Here is a 15,572-nt window from a genome sequence, read left to right as displayed (position 1 = left end):
GTACTTGTCTTAACAGAATAAAAATTTAGGGAGATTACATTTATTATGAACGCTGTACTCGTCGCAGTAGCAATTATGCTATTGCTTAGTTTGTTACGTGTCCAGGTCATTGTCGCCATCATTGTTGGAGCTTTAACAGGCGGACTTATCGGCGGACTCGGTATTTCAGAAACGATTAACACTTTTACAACTGGTCTTGGAAACAGTGCTCCAATCGCTTTAAGTTATGCAATGCTTGGTGGTTTCGCTATTTCCCTTTCCAAAACAGGACTTCCAGATGCTATGATTCAAACTGCATTAAAATGGATTGGCAATGAACAAGACACGAAAAAACAAGTTTATTCTAAGGTACTTATTTTATTCATTATTTTAATGATGGCTTGTTTCTCACAAAATGTGATTCCTGTTCACATTGCTTTCATCCCCATCTTAATTCCAGCACTTTTAAAAGTATTAACTGAGCTGAAAGTGGATCGCAGACTTGTCACATGTATTATTACATTTGGATTGATTACTCCTTATATGTGGATCCCTGCAGGGTTCGGAAAAATTTATCATGACGTATTGCAAACCAACGCTGCGCAAAGCGGTCTTACATTTGATGTCGCACTTATTCCAAAAGCAATGACTATTCCAGCAATCGGTATGATTATTGGATTATGTGTAGCGGTATTCATTACGTACCGAAAACCTCGTACGTATGAAACAGAACAAATTCATACTACCGAAAATGAAATCGTTCCCTATACAAAACGTAGCATTACTTTCGGGTTATTATCTATCATTGCTACATTAACTGTTCAATTAACAACAGAATCAATGATTTTTGGTGCTTTAGCAGGTATTATCGTCTTATCAGTTAGTGGCAGTCTACCACTTAAAGAAGCAGATGCGATATTAACAAGCGGAATGCGTATGATGTCCTTTATTGGCTTTGTTATGATTGCTGCCGCCGGATTCGGCGCTGTTCTTCGAAAAACAGGACATGTTGAATCTCTAGTGCAAACGAGTGCACATATAATCGGAAATAACAAACCACTCGCTGCATTTCTTATGCTCGTTATTGGACTTCTCGTTACGATGGGAATTGGTTCATCCTTTTCAACCATCCCTATCTTAACAACCATTTTTGTACCTCTTTGCATTCAGCTTGGATTTAGTCCAATGGCCACAATTGCAATTATCGGTACAGCCGGAGCGCTAGGTGACGCAGGATCTCCAGCATCGGATAGTACACTTGGACCAACATCCGGTTTAAATGCTGATGGTCAGCACCATCATATATGGGATACATGTGTACCCACTTTTCTACATTACAATATACCGTTACTTATATTTGGCTTTATTGCCGCAATTACATTATAAAAAGGTGCGTATAAAACGCACCTTTTACTTTTTTATTTTTCCTTTTAATTGTTGAAAAGCTACTTTTCCATTATCTCTGACATAGCTTTCTATTGTCGGTAGTGATGAACCTCTCCATTCACACTCTATGCTCCCATTCGGTCCAACAATTTTTAATTTATCTGGTATATGTATATTTAGAAATCTCGCTGACCGAATTAAATCAATAGCAATCTGATCACTTGAGGCTACAATTCCATCTACATACGGATTGTTTTGCAATAATGTAATAAATTGTTTATTTGTATACCCTTGTACACATTCTTCTCGATAAGAGATTCCTTCATCCCAAACAGCGTCTAAAAACCCTGCTATATGATCTTCCATTTCTTCACTTTCTTCTCCCTCACCGAAATATGCAAGAAAGTGACACCCTTTCTCTTTTAATAAAGAAACAGCTCTCTGTCCACTTTCATAATAATTTCCATGTGATTGTTGCTCATCGATCACAACAAACGGAAATGGAATTTTTCCTACACTTTTAAAAACTGCTCTTGTCAAAATAACACCTGCAATGTTATTTTGCTTCAGCATATGTATGTATCTATCTTTATTCTCTATATTACAAATAATGATTTGATAACCTTCTTTATATGCTATTTCCTCAATACAATGTAGCAAAGTGATGTTTGATTGGTTACATAAATTATCTACAAGTAATGCAATTATCGTTGAATCCTCTTTAAATAGTGGCTTCGCTGCACTGTTTGGCCTATAACGTAATTCTTCAATTGCTTCCTTTACTTGTTTTACTGTGTCCTCATGAACGTATCCTTTTTCATTAATAACTCGTGAAACGGTTGCGACTGAAACACCTGCCAATTTTGCAACATCACGTATAGTTGCCACATCGTCACCCCTTAATATGGTAATAGATTACAATTTTACGGTAACCTAAATTAAACTATCCGTCAAGATTAATAACTCATATTTCTGAAAATTGTTACATCATTTCACTAAACGATACTCCAACTGAATTTCATGTAAAATCGGGATATTATCATATCCAATACGTGGAATTTCTTTCTTTATTTTTCGTGCCTCCTCTACCGCATTCACATATAAATTAGTCATTACAAAATTACGTTTTTGGTAAAATCGTAACGCATTCATATTATCATTAGTTGTAATAAGCCAAACCTGTCTGCACCGTTCTCCTTCTGCAACTTGTAATACACAATCCACAAGTTTCGTCCCTATTCCTTTTCTTTCTTCAAAGCTATCTAGCGATACAATTTCGCACATATTTCTGGTCACTTCATACGTTATAATTCCGATTATTCTGTCATCTGAGAGCGCAACAAATCCTGGCAACTCTTCTAACTGATGTCCCTTACCACGTGAAACCATCAATGAACTTCCCCAGTTCTCACACATGAACATTCGGATTGTTTCTTTCATCGCTGGCGTAATTTTTTGTATATGCAGCATTTCCTATTTCTCCCCTTTTATATCATTGTGATACAATATAAGTGTATCACATGTAACGGTATTTGGAGGATGAGGTAAAGTATGAAACGTTTTTTTGCAGCACTGTTTACTATACTAGGTGCAATAACTGCCCTTGGGATTTTCTTTACAAATAAAGTGATGTACTTAAAGAAAAAAACAGAGGAAGAAGTACTCGAAAGAGAAACGAAAAAACATTTTCGTATAGAGGATTTTGATGCTCTTCATAAAGAAGAAATTCATATCCCTTCACAATTTGGATACGACCTTCACGGATATTACATTCCTGCTGGTCATTCCACCAATAAGTTTATGGTTTTTTGCCACGGTGTAACTGTAAATAAAATAAACTCTGTAAAATATGCAAACTTATTCTTAAAAAGAGGATATAACGTCCTCATTTACGATCATCGTCGTCATGGTAAAACTGGCGGAAAAACAACAAGCTATGGATACTATGAAAAACATGATTTAAAATCCGTAGTTGACTGGCTAAAAAACCGTTTTGGCACCAATATTACACTTGGTATTCATGGTGAATCTATGGGAGCTGCAACACTTCTTCAATACGCAGGACTTGTAGAAGATGGTGCTGATTTCTATATTGCAGATTGTCCTTTCTCTGATTTTCACGGACAATTACAGCACCGTTTAAAGGTTGAATTCCATTTACCAAAATGGCCTTTATTACCTTTAGCAAACGCATTTTTGAAAGTTCGTGACGGTTATACAATTCGTGAAGTTTCACCAATCGACTGTATAAAAAACATTAACAATCCCGTTCTCTTTATTCATAGTAAAGATGACGACTATATTTTAGCTGATATGACAAAAGCGTTATATGAAGCGAAAGAAAATAATAAGCAGCTTTATATTGCAGAACACGGTGCACACGCTTGCTCTTATAACGAAAATAAAGAAGAGTACGAAGCAGCCGTCGATCAATTTTTAAACACATATGTGAAAGAAACAAAAAACAGGCTTGCATAAGCCTGTTTTTTATTGCGCTAAAACGTCTGTAACTTGTTCCATATTTTCAGAAATCCATTGCATTGCATCATCTAACGTTGGGAATTCTGTCGTTTGAAATGTTACTTCATCTTGCAGTAACCAAACATCCTTTGCCTCTTGCCCTACACCTGCAATGGACCAATGTAACAAACTATATGGATGATTATCATTCAAAAATGATGCCCACGTGCGCTCATTTGCAATGTTTCGTAATGTATGTAATTGTTTATCCATCTCTCGTCACCTTACTCTAGTCAGTTATGAAAACTATTATAACACTCTCTTCTTTCTCAAACAAAGTGCTCTTTTTTCTCCGCTATTTGCGGGCAGTAAAACTCCCACCTCAAAATTCGGCTGAAACAAAGAAGTTAGGTAGGAGATTAACTGCCCCTAAAAGCCCGATTGGTTCAACTAATAATTAGTGGGGGATGCCTCCCCCACTAATTAAAGTTTCACTTTATATTGCCAAGCACTTCCCTTGATTATATGATGAAATTAAGCGTTTGGGAAGGAGGGATAACGTTGGCAAAAGTACAAATTAAAGTAAATGATAATGGCTCTTTTCGCGTTACAGGGGACGTGGAATTAGTCGACTCACAAGGGAATGCATTCCCAGCAAAACCGGCATTTTCTTTATGCCGTTGTGGTTTATCAAAAAATATGCCTTATTGCGACGCTTCGCATAAAGGTAAATTCGAGTCTGTTGTTAGAGCACCAGAGGCAGAATAATTTTACATGTGACATGCACATTTTTTTGTGCATGTTTTTTCTTTTTAGCAACTCCGTTATATCCCTTCTCTTTACAACATTTCTAATACTTTTATTTCCATTCCAGCCTGCATATATTTTCACACAATTCTTCACATTCGAATATTTTTTACTAGCCTTTTATTTTTTTTGTGCTATAATTTGAGCAAACAGCATCCTTCGGGGTCGGGTGAAATTCCCAACCGGCGGTGATGAAGTGAAAACTTCTAAGTCCGTGACCCGTTTTCAACTCGAAAACGGTGGATCTAGTGAAACTCTAGGGCCGACAGTATAGTCTGGATGGGAGAAGGATATGTTTCTAGTTTTTTATATAGTGAATACACTTTTATTTCAGTATGCATATTTTTAAAGATTCATTTTGATTCTTTATATATGTTTAATTTTCTATACTTATTTTTTATACTGAAATAAAAAGAGACAACTAGCGTTTAAAAATTCGATATTTTGCTAGGTTTTTTCCTTATGCAGAAATATCAATTATCGTTAGGTTTCTTTCCTATGCTTTCGTATTCAAACTATATTTCTAGAAATCACGTCTCCCAAACCCCAAGGATATTAAATCCTTGGGGTTTTTTGATTTTTTTTGGAGAGGTGAAGAAAATGACAGATCAAGAATATATGAGGATTGCCCTGCAGTTAGCAGAAGGAACATCAGGACAAACAAGTCCAAATCCTATGGTTGGTGCTGTTGTTGTAAAAGATGGAAACATCGTTGGTATGGGCGCTCATTTACGAGCTGGTGAAGAACACGCAGAAGTTCATGCCCTTCAAATGGCTGGTCAGAACGCCAAAGACGCTACCGTTTATGTAACACTGGAACCGTGTAGCCACTTTGGAAAAACACCACCTTGCTGTGAATTGCTCATCGAAAAAGGAGTTAAGCGTGTTGTAATTGCTACTCTCGATTGTAATCCGCTCGTTTCTGGTAACGGAAAAAGAAGATTAGAGGAAGCTAGAATTGAAGTAACTACTGGTGTTCTTGAAGCAGAAGCAGTTTTATTAAATCGCTACTTTTTTCACTACATGAAAACGAAACGCCCTTTTGTAACAATCAAAACAGCGATGAGCTTAGATGGAAAAACAGCAACTGTAACTGGTGAAAGTAAGTGGATTACAGGTGAAGAAGCACGTGCTGATGTTCACCAATATCGCCATACACATGATGCAATTCTTGTTGGAGTGAATACAGTTATAGCTGATAATCCTCATTTAACAACAAGAATTCCAAATGGTGGGAAACATCCTATTCGCGTTGTTTTAGATACCCATTTACGAACGCCACCATCTTCTCATGTTATAACAGATGGTTTAGCACCGACATGGATTATTGTCGGTAAGGATGTAAAGAAAGAGAAGATATCTTCTTATGAATCTAAAAATATAGCTATATTCCAAATGGAAACGAAGCATATAGAAATCGAGGACCTTCTTTCCTTTCTTGGAGAGAAACAAATTCTTTCTCTATTCGTTGAAGGTGGCCAATCGATTCATGCAAGTTTCTTAAAAACAAACAATTTTAATGAAATTGTAACCTATATAAGCCCGAAATTAATTGGTGGGAAAGATGCTCCTACTTTATTTGGAGGAAATGGTTTTTCAAAATTACAAGATGCGCTTTCCTTGAAAATTCAAGAGATGAAACAAATTGGTGATGATATAAAAATCGTTGCGAATGCCCGAAACGAGGTGACGAAATGTTTACAGGAATTGTAGAAGAATTAGGAACGATAGCAAACATGCAACAAAGTGGAGAAGCGATGAAATTAACGATTCATGCAAAGAAAATTTTATCAGATGTTCACTTAGGTGATAGTATCGCGGTTAACGGTATTTGCTTAACTGTAACAAACTTTACAACTACTTCATTTACAGTTGATGCAATGCCCGAAACGATGCAGTCGACATCACTTCGTATACTTAAACCACACTCTAAAGTAAATTTAGAACGAGCAATGGCTGCAAACGGACGATTCGGTGGACATTTCGTTTCAGGACATATTGATGGCATCGGAACGATTTTAAATAAAAAACAACATTACAATGCCGTCTATTACAAAATAGCAATTTCTGATGAACTGCTGCGCTATTGTTTGCAGAAAGGGTCCATTGCTGTTGATGGAACGAGTTTAACGATATTTGCTATAGACGAATCTTCCATAACGATTTCACTCATCCCGCACACAGTAAGCGAATCTGTCATTGGAGAAAAAAATGCCGGAGATATCGTAAACATTGAGTGTGACATGATTGGTAAATATATCGAACGCTTTATTACTAAACCTACAAAACGAGTAGGTTCAATGACTGAAAGCTTTTTACAAGAAAACGGATTTCTATAAGGGGGAAGCACAATGTTTCATCGTATTGAAGAAGCTCTAGAAGATTTAAAACAAGGTAAAGTCGTTATCGTATGTGATGATGAAAACCGAGAAAATGAAGGCGATTTTATTGCTTTAGCAGAGTACATTACACCAGAAACAATTAATTTTATGATTACACATGGCCGTGGTCTCGTTTGTGTACCGATTACAGCAGGGTACGCGGAACGTCTACAATTAGAACCAATGGTATCTCATAATACAGATTCACATCATACTGCGTTTACAGTGAGCATTGACCATGTTTCTACAACAACAGGGATTAGCGCTCACGAACGTGCAACTACGATACAAGAATTGTTAAACCCCGCATCAAAAGGCGCTGATTTCAATCGACCTGGACATATCTTTCCATTAATTGCGAAAGAAGGCGGTGTCCTGCGTCGTGCAGGTCATACAGAAGCTGCTGTTGATTTAGCAAAGCTATGCGGTGCCGAACCAGCTGGAGTTATTTGCGAAATTATAAATGAGGACGGCACGATGGCACGTGTACCTGATTTAATAGAATGTGCAAAACAATTTGATATAAAATTGATTACAATAGAAGATTTAATTGCTTATCGCCGCCATCATGAAACACTTGTGACGAGAGAAGTGGAAATTACATTACCTACAGATTTCGGTACTTTCCACGCAATTGGCTATTCTAACTCATTAGATACGAAAGAACATATCGCACTTGTAAAAGGTGATATTTCAACAGGTGAACCGGTACTTGTACGTGTTCATTCTGAATGCTTAACAGGAGATGTATTCGGTTCACATCGCTGCGATTGCGGACCACAACTCCATGCAGCACTTGCTCAAATTGAGCGTGAAGGAAAAGGTGTTCTTCTTTATATGAGACAAGAAGGAAGAGGCATTGGGCTTCTTAATAAGCTTCGCGCTTATAAATTACAAGAAGAAGGATTCGATACTGTAGAAGCAAATGAAAAACTCGGCTTCCCTGCTGATCTTCGTGATTACGGTATCGGTGCTCAAATATTAAAAGATTTAGGTTTACAAAGCTTACGATTATTAACGAATAACCCAAGAAAAATTGCTGGCTTACAAGGTTACGATTTAGAAGTAGTCGAGCGTGTACCGTTGCAAATGCCGGCAAAAGAAGAGAATAAATCGTATTTACAAACGAAAGTAAATAAATTAGGACACTTACTAAACTTATAATTAAAGGAGAGATTTATTATGGTATTCGAAGGTCATTTAGTTGGTACAGGATTAAAAGTTGGAGTTGTTGTTGGACGTTTTAACGAATTTATTACAAGTAAGTTACTTGGCGGAGCTTTAGACGGATTAAAGCGTCACGGTGTAGAAGAAAGTGATATTGATGTTGCTTGGGTTCCTGGTGCATTTGAAATTCCTTTAATCGCTAAAAAGATGGCTAGTAGCGGAAAGTATGATGCTGTTATTACATTAGGTACTGTAATCCGAGGTGCTACAACTCACTACGATTACGTTTGTAATGAGGTAGCAAAAGGTGTTGCGTCTTTATCACTACAAATGGACATCCCAGTTATTTTCGGCGTATTAACGACAGAAACAATTGAACAAGCGATTGAACGCGCAGGTACGAAAGCTGGTAATAAAGGATATGAATCAGCTGTTGCTGCAATTGAAATGGCTCACTTATCAAAACAATGGGCATAAAAAAAGAGGCTGCGGCCTCTTTTTATTTTTTCACCTTTTTTTGTACATCTTTTATTAATTCATTCATCGTTTTTCCTTCTGTTTTTATATGAAGAGCTTGTGCTGTTCTCCATACATTCTCTCTTTTTTTCGCTTCTTCTATAATAGTAATTTCTTTTCTAACTTCCTTTAAATCTTTTCCTTCCGTTTTCAATCCAAAATGTTCAGCTTTCGTTCGAAAGTGTTGTTCGATTCTTTGTTGCATCTCTTTTTGTTCAGGATTTTCGGTAGCCTTAACTGGATCAGAACTTATTGCTTTTATTAAAATTAAACAAGTCATAATCGCTAATATGTATTTGTACATGTAAAATCCTCCAACCCAATATAAATTACATATTTACTATGTACAACTAGGGCTTGGAAAATTCGTCCACAAAAATTCTTTTTTTCGTTCAAAAACCAATAGTATCAAGCGTTCACGACTATTTATTACATTTTATTTACAAAAAAGCAAACTCTTTTACAAGTTTGCTTTTTCATCTATCTTATAATGCACATTCTTCAATCTCAAATCCTAAATCTGCAATCATACCCCAGTCCGCAGTCGGCTCTTGTCCAGCTGTCGTTAAGTAGTCCCCGACAAAAATAGAATTTGCTGCAAATAAACCGATTGGCTGTACAGAACGTAAATTGATTTCACGTCCTCCTGAAATACGAATTTCTTTTGTTGGGTTTACAAAACGCATCATTGCAAGTACTTTTAAACATTCTACTGGCGTTAACTCTTTTTGCCCTTCAAGAGGTGTCCCCTTTACAGCAACAAGGAAATTACAAGGGATAGAATCTGCATCTATACGTTGTAATTCAAATGCAATTTCAGCACGCTCTTCAATTGTTTCTCCCATGCCAAAAATCGCTCCAGAGCATGGTGAAATACCAGCTTGTTTTGCTTTTTGAACTGTATCAACACGATCATCATACGTATGAGTTGAACAAATGCTATCGTAATTATTTGCATGTGTATTTAAGTTGTGGTTATAACGGTGCACGCCTGCTTCCGCTAAACGTCCTGCTTGATCTTCATTTAAGAAACCTAAACAACAACAAATCTTCAAGTCTGTCGTTTCACGAATTTCCTTAACTGCTCCAATTACGTGATTTACCTCTTTATCCGTCGGACGACGACCAGACGCTACAATACAATATGTACCTGCTTTACGGCGTATTGCTTCATGTGCCCCTTCTACAATCTTCTCCTGCGTTAACCATGCATATTTATCAATCGGTGCTTCTGAAATAATAGACTGTGAGCAATATCCACAATCTTCAGGACATAATCCAGATTTCGTATTAATAATCATATTCAATTTTACTTTCTTACCAAAGTGATGATGGCGAATAATGTAAGCTGCATTCATAATTTCTAAAACTTCTGTATCATCAGCTTCTAATATCGCTATTGCATCTTCTTTCGTAATCATTTTCTCTTCCACTACGTCGTATGCAAGTTTTTTCCAATCCCTTTTTGTTTGTACTTGTTTCATTTCATCTCTTCCCCTCTTTTGTTATATGTATAAATAAAGCATGATACGTTGCCATTATCCCTTCATTTCCCGTGAAGTCTCTTTCGTATATGCGTAGCATCGCACGAAAGAGTGAGGGACTTTGACAATATGATCCTTCATTGCTATTAGTTGCTCCTACTTTTCGAATAGAATGCAGAAACTCCTTAACTTCTGTAAAACTCTCTATGTAACATGTTTCAGAAACATGCACATCCCCTGTTTCTATCTTACATATATGAAGCAACTGATCTTTTGAATAAAAACGTTGACCAATCGATATTTCATTTTTTATATTTCTTTCTTCTTTCGCACGTTGGAACGAAGCATGCAATTCTTGAAATGTTTCATGTCCAAACGTTGAAAAGAGTAATATCCCATCTATAGAAAAATGTTGAAATAAATTTCTTAACACTTGTTGTAAATTATTTAACCATTGAAATGTAGCATTTGAAATAATGACATCATATGATTCTTCTAATCGTAATTGCTCAATATCTTCACAGTGAAACGTTACATTTTTTACATTTTGTCTAGTTTGCGCAATCGCAATCATACTTTCAGCAAAATCAACTGCTGTAATATGTGCTTTCGGAAATAACTTTGATAATTGTTCTGTTACATACCCCGTCCCGCATCCCAGTTCTAAAATACGTATTGATGCCGTTTCACTATATCGTTCCTTTAAGATTGAAAGTAATGAATGTGCCATCTTTTTTTGTACATTTGCATATCGATCGTAAGATACGGCTGCCCCATTAAACCGTTTTTGTAGTAACGTTTTGTTGATCATGTCGTATCCCCTCTACAAATTGAATTATCTCATTTGCGCAATATTCAAAATTCGTTACACATAATGCATGCCCTGCTTCACTTACTACTTTCAGCTCGCTGCTGCTATTCTCCGTCATACTACGTGCCGCAGACAATGGGCATATTACATCCTGTTCTCCGTGGATAAGTAGTATAGGTACTTTAATTTCTTTTAGTTCTTCTCTCATATCTGTTTCTATTAAATAATCCAAACCTAGTTGTAAAGACTGAATAGAATCACCTTTAAAATGGTCTACAATGTCTTCAAAATTTTTGTTCTCTTTTAGCTCATCTTTCGTAAACATATTTTCATAAAACCGCTTGAGCGTATCTTCTTTCCTTCTCACCAAATTCCTTTTCAGCCGTTCTACATGCAAAGCATTCCATCCATTACTATAGTCACTCGTATTTGTAAATTTAGCGGTCCCACCAATTAATACGATGCCTTTTGCCTGAATCTTTTTATAAGCTTCAACTGCTGCTAACGCTCCTAGTGACCATCCAACTAAAATTACGTTGTCGTTATGCGCTACATCTATAATTCGTTCCGCAAATTCACTTCGTTCTTTCACATTATGCCAATCTATGCATTCAACAGGATATCCTTTAAAATACGGAAGTACTAAATCCCAAATATTCTCTTCCATTCCCCATCCGGGGATAAAAATAATCTTTAGCTCGTTCATACGAAAATCTCCTCTTCTTTCGCAATGTGAATAATTCGATCAATAGCCCATTTTAAATCAGCTATTGTATGTTGCGATGTAACTGCAAAGCGAATTCGAGAACTATGAACCGGCACAGTTGGCGGACGAATTGCAATGGCCGCAATCCCTGCCTCTTGCAACCTTTTACTAAATCGTAAAGCATGTTCATTTGAACCGACTACAATCGGTACAATATGAGTTGAACTATTCCCAATATCAAAACCAGCATCCCTTAATTTAGTTCTGAAGTATTCTCCGTTTGCTATAAGGTTCTCTCTTCTTTCGTTATCTTCTTTTACAATTTCAATTGCTTTTTGCACTGCTCCTAACGTACTTGGTGGTAAAGCTGTAGTAAAAATAAAGCTTCTCATCATATTTTGTAAATACTCTATATAAATTTCATCACCTGTCAAATACGCACCATAACACCCTAAAGCCTTGCTAAACGTCCCCATATGTATATCAATTTTTTGAGCAAGATTTTTTTCTATATGAGATAACCCAGCTCCGCCGATTCCATATATTCCACTCGCATGTGCTTCATCGACTATAATGATTGCCCCGTATTTCTCTTTCAGCTGTACTAAATCTCTTAAATACACAGTATCACCATCCATACTAAAAACGGTATCTGTTACGATTAATTTCCTTTTTTCAGGCGAAGCCATTTTCAACAGCTTCTCTAAATGATCCAAATCATTATGACGATACCTTTTATGCTCTGCCCCGCTTAATAGGATTCCATCAACAATACTTGCATGATTTAACTTATCACTAAAAACAATATCGTGCCGAGAGGCCAAAGAAGATATGGCACCTATATTTGCCGTATACCCACTATTTACAATTAAAGCTCTTTCAGTACCTTTCCAGTCACATATGCTTCTCTCAACCTCTTCATATAATGGATGATTTCCTACAACGAGACGAGAGGCAGTCGCTCCAGTTCCATATCTTTTTGTACAGGCAATAGCAGCTTCTTTTAACCTTTCATCTCCAGCTAACCCTAAATAATTATTTGACGCTAAATTTAACATCTTTTTTTTATCTCGAATAAGCCAAGTCTCTTCTGCCTTCTCTGTTACATGCAAATCACGATACTGCCCTTGCTCATGTAATTGTTGTAATTTAGATTGAAGGTGCGCCCGCCACGTTTGATTCATTTTGGATAAACTCCTCTAATTTTGAAATCATAATATGTTCTTTTGCAGATTCTAATACTTCTTCTTTCGTAAACTCACCTTCAAAGAATGGTAATAATCCTAAAACTGGTACCCCGCTCAGCTCTTCAATCATCTCTTTATTTTCTTGCACTCTTTCCATTTCACATTCTTTGCAACCTGACAAAATGACACCCGCTACGGTTAAGCCATGCGCCTTTGCGTAAGCAATCGTTAACACTGTATGATTTACTGTTCCTAATGTAGGACGAGCTACTACAATAAGAGGCAACTGTAATTCTTTTGCAAAATCAATTACTAAAGCATCTTCTGTATATGGGACAGCAAGCCCACCTGCCCCTTCTACAAATAAGCTATTAAACTCTTTTAATAGTTCATTATAGTAATCAGTAATTTCTTTTAACTTTACTACTCTTCCAGCTCTTTTCATGGCAAGTCTCGGAGCAAGTGGTTCTTCAATAGAATAAGGGCAAATTTCATTTTCTTGTGTCGGTACACCTGATAATGCTTTTAACCTTGCCGCATCTCCCTCAGGGTTTGATGCAACATGCCCACTTTGCAACGGTTTATACACCCCTACGTTATACCCAAGTTCTCTAAATACACCTGCTAATGCACCTGTAACTACAGTTTTTCCAACTTCAGTATCTGTTGCTGTTATAAAAAAACCGCTCATTATTCTCCCTCCGTAACATCCGAGATTGCTTTATATAAAATACGTAACATATCGTCAATCTCATCAATTGTAGAAGCAAGAGGAGGCATAAATACAATCGTGTTGCCGAGCGGGCGCAAAATCATACCCAGCTCTCTTGAGCGTTTACATACTTGAACACCGACTCTTTCTGTCCAGTCGAACGCTTCTTTCGTTTCCTTATTCTTCACAAGCTCAATACCAACCATTAATCCGCACTGACGAATATCACCTACATGTTTATACGCAAAGAGCTTTTCTAATTGCGCTGCCACATAATCCGTTTTACGTGCCACTTCTTCTATTAAATTTGTTTTTTCATATAGTTCTAGATTCGCGATTGCTACGGCACACCCTAACGGATTGCCTGTGTAGCTATGTCCATGGAAAAATGTTTTTTGTTCTTCATATTCTCCTAAGAAGGCATTATATATTTCATCCGTCGTTACCGTAACTGCAATTGGTAAATATCCACCTGTTAAACCTTTCCCAGCAGTTAAAATGTCTGGCGTCACATTTTCATGTTCACATGCAAACATTTTCCCAGTACGCCCAAATCCAGTCGCTACCTCATCTGTAATAAATAATACATTGTACTTAGTACATAAATCGCGCAGTCCTTTTAAATATCCTTTTGGCATTGTAATCATCCCGCCAGCACCTTGCATTAATGGCTCTACAATGATGGCAGCTACTTCTTCATGCTTTTCTTTCAACAATTCTTCCATTTCTTCTAAATGGCTTTTTACAATTTCCTCCTTATTATTTCCGTAAGGAGAACGATATGTATATGGATACGGCATTTTAATCGCATCAAATAAGAGCGAACTATACACTTGGTGAAACAAGTCTATTGCTCCTACCGAAACAGCTCCAATTGTATCACCGTGATATGCTTCTTTTAATGTAACGAATCTTTGTTTCTTTGGTTTCCCTTTATGCTGCCAATATTGGAAAGCCATCTTAATTGCAATTTCAACAGCGGTAGAACCTGAATCAGAATAGAATACCTTCTTCAATCCATCTGGTACAACCTCAATAATTTTTTCTGCTAATAAAATAGATGGAACATTAGCAAGTCCTAACATAGTAGAATGAGCAATTTTATTTAATTGCTCACGAATTGCTTCATCTAATTCCGGTACTTGATGTCCGTGAACATTTAACCATATAGATGAAACACCATCCCAATATTCATTACCATTTACATCGTATAGCTTTCTTCCCTCTCCACGTTCAATAATGACAGGATCTTCTTCTAAATAATCTTTCATTTGTGTAAATGGGTGCCATACGTAAGCTTTATTTTTCTCTGCTAATTCTTCATATGTATAAGATGATTTTTCAATCGTTTTACTATTTATTGTCACAATTGTCACCCCTAATGTTAACTTGTTTATAAATATAGTTAACATTAAATCTGAATGACTGTCAATTATTTTAAAATCAAATAGTCCTTAAAAAAGAACAACTTATCATATGATAAGTTGTTCTACTTTCCATGCTGTATCTTTCCAATTTCTAAAATAATTTCTTCATCTTTTTTCCCCTCTGTATCAATTCCAAGTTGTTTAGCGTGTTCAATTAATAAATCATGACGCTTATCAAACCTAGCGGTATTTACTTCTTTCGTAACCTCTTCTTTTGTTTTCCCCTCAGTAGAAACTCCTAGTTTCTCTGCTGCTTTTTCCATTGATTTCTTCTCTTCAGCTTCTTTCGCTTTCTTCACTTCTGACTGTTGTATTTGCTTTTGTTTCAACTGCTCTGATTCAGCCGCAAAAGCTGTGTAAATTCCAGCACTTCCTCCAATAACTAATAAAGTGGTAAAAAGAATTATTTTTTTCTTCACTCTTTCCTCCCCCTTTCAAATTCATTATAACGTACATTTTTACAGCGTTAAAAACAATTATCCTTTATTTCCCTAAAAAAACATTTAATATTTTTATTGACATGTAAGATGAAAATATGATAAAAATTTA

Annotated in this window: 18 protein-coding genes and 1 riboswitch; of the genes, 7 read left to right on the top strand and 11 right to left on the bottom strand. The window is 36.5% G+C overall.

Annotation, left to right across the window (positions count from 1 at the left end; all coding sequences use genetic code 11):
* Positions 1–45 precede the first annotated feature (45 nt).
* Positions 46–1,365, top strand: coding sequence for a Na+/H+ antiporter family protein (locus tag QCI79_RS30555; protein WP_000994819.1), 1,320 nt, complete (start codon positions 46–48; stop codon positions 1,363–1,365).
* A gap of 24 nt (positions 1,366–1,389) precedes the next feature.
* Here the strand turns inward: QCI79_RS30555 and QCI79_RS30550 are convergent, their stop codons facing one another.
* Positions 1,390–2,253 (bottom strand): LacI family DNA-binding transcriptional regulator, encoded by an 864-nt coding sequence (locus QCI79_RS30550; protein WP_000201340.1) that lies wholly within the window; start codon positions 2,251–2,253, stop codon positions 1,390–1,392.
* Between the two features lie 99 nt (positions 2,254–2,352).
* Complete coding sequence (locus tag QCI79_RS30545; protein ID WP_000902439.1) at positions 2,353–2,835, bottom strand: GNAT family N-acetyltransferase; 483 nt, start codon at positions 2,833–2,835, stop codon at positions 2,353–2,355.
* 81 nt (positions 2,836–2,916) lie between these two features.
* Between QCI79_RS30545 and QCI79_RS30540 the strand changes: the two genes are divergently transcribed.
* Positions 2,917–3,843, top strand: a complete 927-nt coding sequence (locus QCI79_RS30540) for an alpha/beta hydrolase (protein WP_000819234.1) — start codon at positions 2,917–2,919, stop codon at positions 3,841–3,843.
* Between the two features lie 9 nt (positions 3,844–3,852).
* Here QCI79_RS30540 and QCI79_RS30535 read toward each other — a convergent pair whose 3' ends face one another.
* Positions 3,853–4,098, bottom strand: coding sequence for a DUF2552 family protein (locus QCI79_RS30535; protein WP_000360793.1), 246 nt, complete (start codon positions 4,096–4,098; stop codon positions 3,853–3,855).
* 288 nt (positions 4,099–4,386) lie between these two features.
* On the opposite strand from QCI79_RS30535, the gene QCI79_RS30530 reads away from it, so the two are divergent.
* The 5 genes from QCI79_RS30530 to ribH all read left to right on the top strand — a co-directional run bounded on the left by QCI79_RS30530 (position 4,387) and on the right by ribH (position 8,657).
* On the top strand, positions 4,387–4,593 hold the full coding sequence (locus QCI79_RS30530; RefSeq protein WP_001151579.1) for a CDGSH iron-sulfur domain-containing protein: 207 nt from the start codon (positions 4,387–4,389) through the stop codon (positions 4,591–4,593).
* Positions 4,594–4,783: 190 nt separating this feature from the next.
* Positions 4,784–4,927: riboswitch (FMN riboswitch) on the top strand.
* Positions 4,928–5,232: 305 nt separating this feature from the next.
* Complete coding sequence (gene ribD, locus QCI79_RS30525) at positions 5,233–6,345, top strand: bifunctional diaminohydroxyphosphoribosylaminopyrimidine deaminase/5-amino-6-(5-phosphoribosylamino)uracil reductase RibD (RefSeq protein WP_000131988.1); 1,113 nt, start codon at positions 5,233–5,235, stop codon at positions 6,343–6,345.
* Positions 6,327–6,971 carry a riboflavin synthase subunit alpha gene (ribE, locus tag QCI79_RS30520; RefSeq protein WP_000493898.1) on the top strand — a complete coding sequence of 215 codons (645 nt, stop codon included), beginning with the start codon at positions 6,327–6,329 and terminating at the stop codon, positions 6,969–6,971. Before ribD ends, ribE begins: the two co-directional genes overlap by 19 nt.
* 12 nt (positions 6,972–6,983) lie before the next feature.
* Positions 6,984–8,177, top strand: a complete 1,194-nt coding sequence (gene ribBA / locus QCI79_RS30515; RefSeq protein WP_000468979.1) for a bifunctional 3,4-dihydroxy-2-butanone 4-phosphate synthase/GTP cyclohydrolase II — start codon at positions 6,984–6,986, stop codon at positions 8,175–8,177.
* Between the two features lie 18 nt (positions 8,178–8,195).
* Positions 8,196–8,657, top strand: coding sequence for a 6,7-dimethyl-8-ribityllumazine synthase (ribH, locus tag QCI79_RS30510; protein WP_000230899.1), 462 nt, complete (start codon positions 8,196–8,198; stop codon positions 8,655–8,657).
* Between the two features lie 22 nt (positions 8,658–8,679).
* Here ribH and QCI79_RS30505 read toward each other — a convergent pair whose 3' ends face one another.
* The 8 genes from QCI79_RS30505 to QCI79_RS30470 form a co-directional block, all read right to left on the bottom strand.
* On the bottom strand, positions 8,680–9,000 hold the full coding sequence (locus QCI79_RS30505) for a hypothetical protein (protein WP_000280033.1): 321 nt from the start codon (positions 8,998–9,000) through the stop codon (positions 8,680–8,682).
* 181 nt (positions 9,001–9,181) lie between these two features.
* The gene (gene bioB / locus QCI79_RS30500) at positions 9,182–10,180 is read right to left on the bottom strand and encodes a biotin synthase (protein ID WP_000815856.1); all 999 of its coding nucleotides are present in this window, start codon (positions 10,178–10,180) and stop codon (positions 9,182–9,184) included.
* Position 10,181: 1 nt separating this feature from the next.
* Positions 10,182–10,991: a malonyl-ACP O-methyltransferase BioC gene (gene bioC, locus QCI79_RS30495; RefSeq protein ID WP_000608905.1), complete on the bottom strand. Its 810-nt coding sequence runs from the start codon at positions 10,989–10,991 to the stop codon at positions 10,182–10,184.
* Positions 10,957–11,697: an alpha/beta fold hydrolase gene (locus tag QCI79_RS30490; protein WP_001004161.1), complete on the bottom strand. Its 741-nt coding sequence runs from the start codon at positions 11,695–11,697 to the stop codon at positions 10,957–10,959. Before QCI79_RS30490 ends, bioC begins: the two co-directional genes overlap by 35 nt.
* Positions 11,694–12,881 (bottom strand): 8-amino-7-oxononanoate synthase, encoded by a 1,188-nt coding sequence (gene bioF / locus QCI79_RS30485; protein ID WP_001077292.1) that lies wholly within the window; start codon positions 12,879–12,881, stop codon positions 11,694–11,696. Before bioF ends, QCI79_RS30490 begins: the two co-directional genes overlap by 4 nt.
* Complete coding sequence (gene bioD, locus QCI79_RS30480) at positions 12,847–13,575, bottom strand: dethiobiotin synthase (RefSeq protein WP_000012513.1); 729 nt, start codon at positions 13,573–13,575, stop codon at positions 12,847–12,849. The genes bioF and bioD overlap by 35 nt, the downstream gene beginning before the upstream one ends.
* The gene (gene bioA, locus QCI79_RS30475; RefSeq protein WP_002132693.1) at positions 13,575–15,008 is read right to left on the bottom strand and encodes an adenosylmethionine--8-amino-7-oxononanoate transaminase; all 1,434 of its coding nucleotides are present in this window, start codon (positions 15,006–15,008) and stop codon (positions 13,575–13,577) included. Before bioA ends, bioD begins: the two co-directional genes overlap by 1 nt.
* 77 nt (positions 15,009–15,085) lie before the next feature.
* On the bottom strand, positions 15,086–15,442 hold the full coding sequence (locus tag QCI79_RS30470; RefSeq protein WP_000726899.1) for a hypothetical protein: 357 nt from the start codon (positions 15,440–15,442) through the stop codon (positions 15,086–15,088).
* Positions 15,443–15,572 lie beyond the last annotated feature (130 nt).

Source organism: Bacillus cereus group sp. MG1 (assembly GCF_040460035.1).
GTDB lineage: Bacteria > Bacillota > Bacilli > Bacillales > Bacillaceae_G > Bacillus_A > Bacillus_A cereus.
The sequence above is the reverse complement of the archived record's forward strand: the minus strand, read 5'-3'. Positions and strand labels throughout refer to the sequence as shown.

Coding starts and splice junctions, on each gene's coding strand:
- bioB (WP_000815856.1), bottom strand. CDS start 10,180: ATGAAACAAGTACAAACAAAAAGGGATTGGAAAAAACTTGCATACGAC.
- QCI79_RS30540 (WP_000819234.1), top strand. CDS start 2,917: ATGAAACGTTTTTTTGCAGCACTGTTTACTATACTAGGTGCAATAACT.
- QCI79_RS30535 (WP_000360793.1), bottom strand. CDS start 4,098: ATGGATAAACAATTACATACATTACGAAACATTGCAAATGAGCGCACG.
- ribBA (WP_000468979.1), top strand. CDS start 6,984: ATGTTTCATCGTATTGAAGAAGCTCTAGAAGATTTAAAACAAGGTAAA.
- ribH (WP_000230899.1), top strand. CDS start 8,196: ATGGTATTCGAAGGTCATTTAGTTGGTACAGGATTAAAAGTTGGAGTT.
- bioD (WP_000012513.1), bottom strand. CDS start 13,575: ATGAGCGGTTTTTTTATAACAGCAACAGATACTGAAGTTGGAAAAACT.
- ribD (WP_000131988.1), top strand. CDS start 5,233: ATGACAGATCAAGAATATATGAGGATTGCCCTGCAGTTAGCAGAAGGA.
- bioA (WP_002132693.1), bottom strand. CDS start 15,008: ATGTTAACTATATTTATAAACAAGTTAACATTAGGGGTGACAATTGTG.
- bioC (WP_000608905.1), bottom strand. CDS start 10,991: ATGATCAACAAAACGTTACTACAAAAACGGTTTAATGGGGCAGCCGTA.
- QCI79_RS30555 (WP_000994819.1), top strand. CDS start 46: ATGAACGCTGTACTCGTCGCAGTAGCAATTATGCTATTGCTTAGTTTG.
- QCI79_RS30490 (WP_001004161.1), bottom strand. CDS start 11,697: ATGAACGAGCTAAAGATTATTTTTATCCCCGGATGGGGAATGGAAGAG.
- QCI79_RS30505 (WP_000280033.1), bottom strand. CDS start 9,000: ATGTACAAATACATATTAGCGATTATGACTTGTTTAATTTTAATAAAA.
- bioF (WP_001077292.1), bottom strand. CDS start 12,881: ATGAATCAAACGTGGCGGGCGCACCTTCAATCTAAATTACAACAATTA.
- QCI79_RS30545 (WP_000902439.1), bottom strand. CDS start 2,835: ATGCTGCATATACAAAAAATTACGCCAGCGATGAAAGAAACAATCCGA.
- ribE (WP_000493898.1), top strand. CDS start 6,327: ATGTTTACAGGAATTGTAGAAGAATTAGGAACGATAGCAAACATGCAA.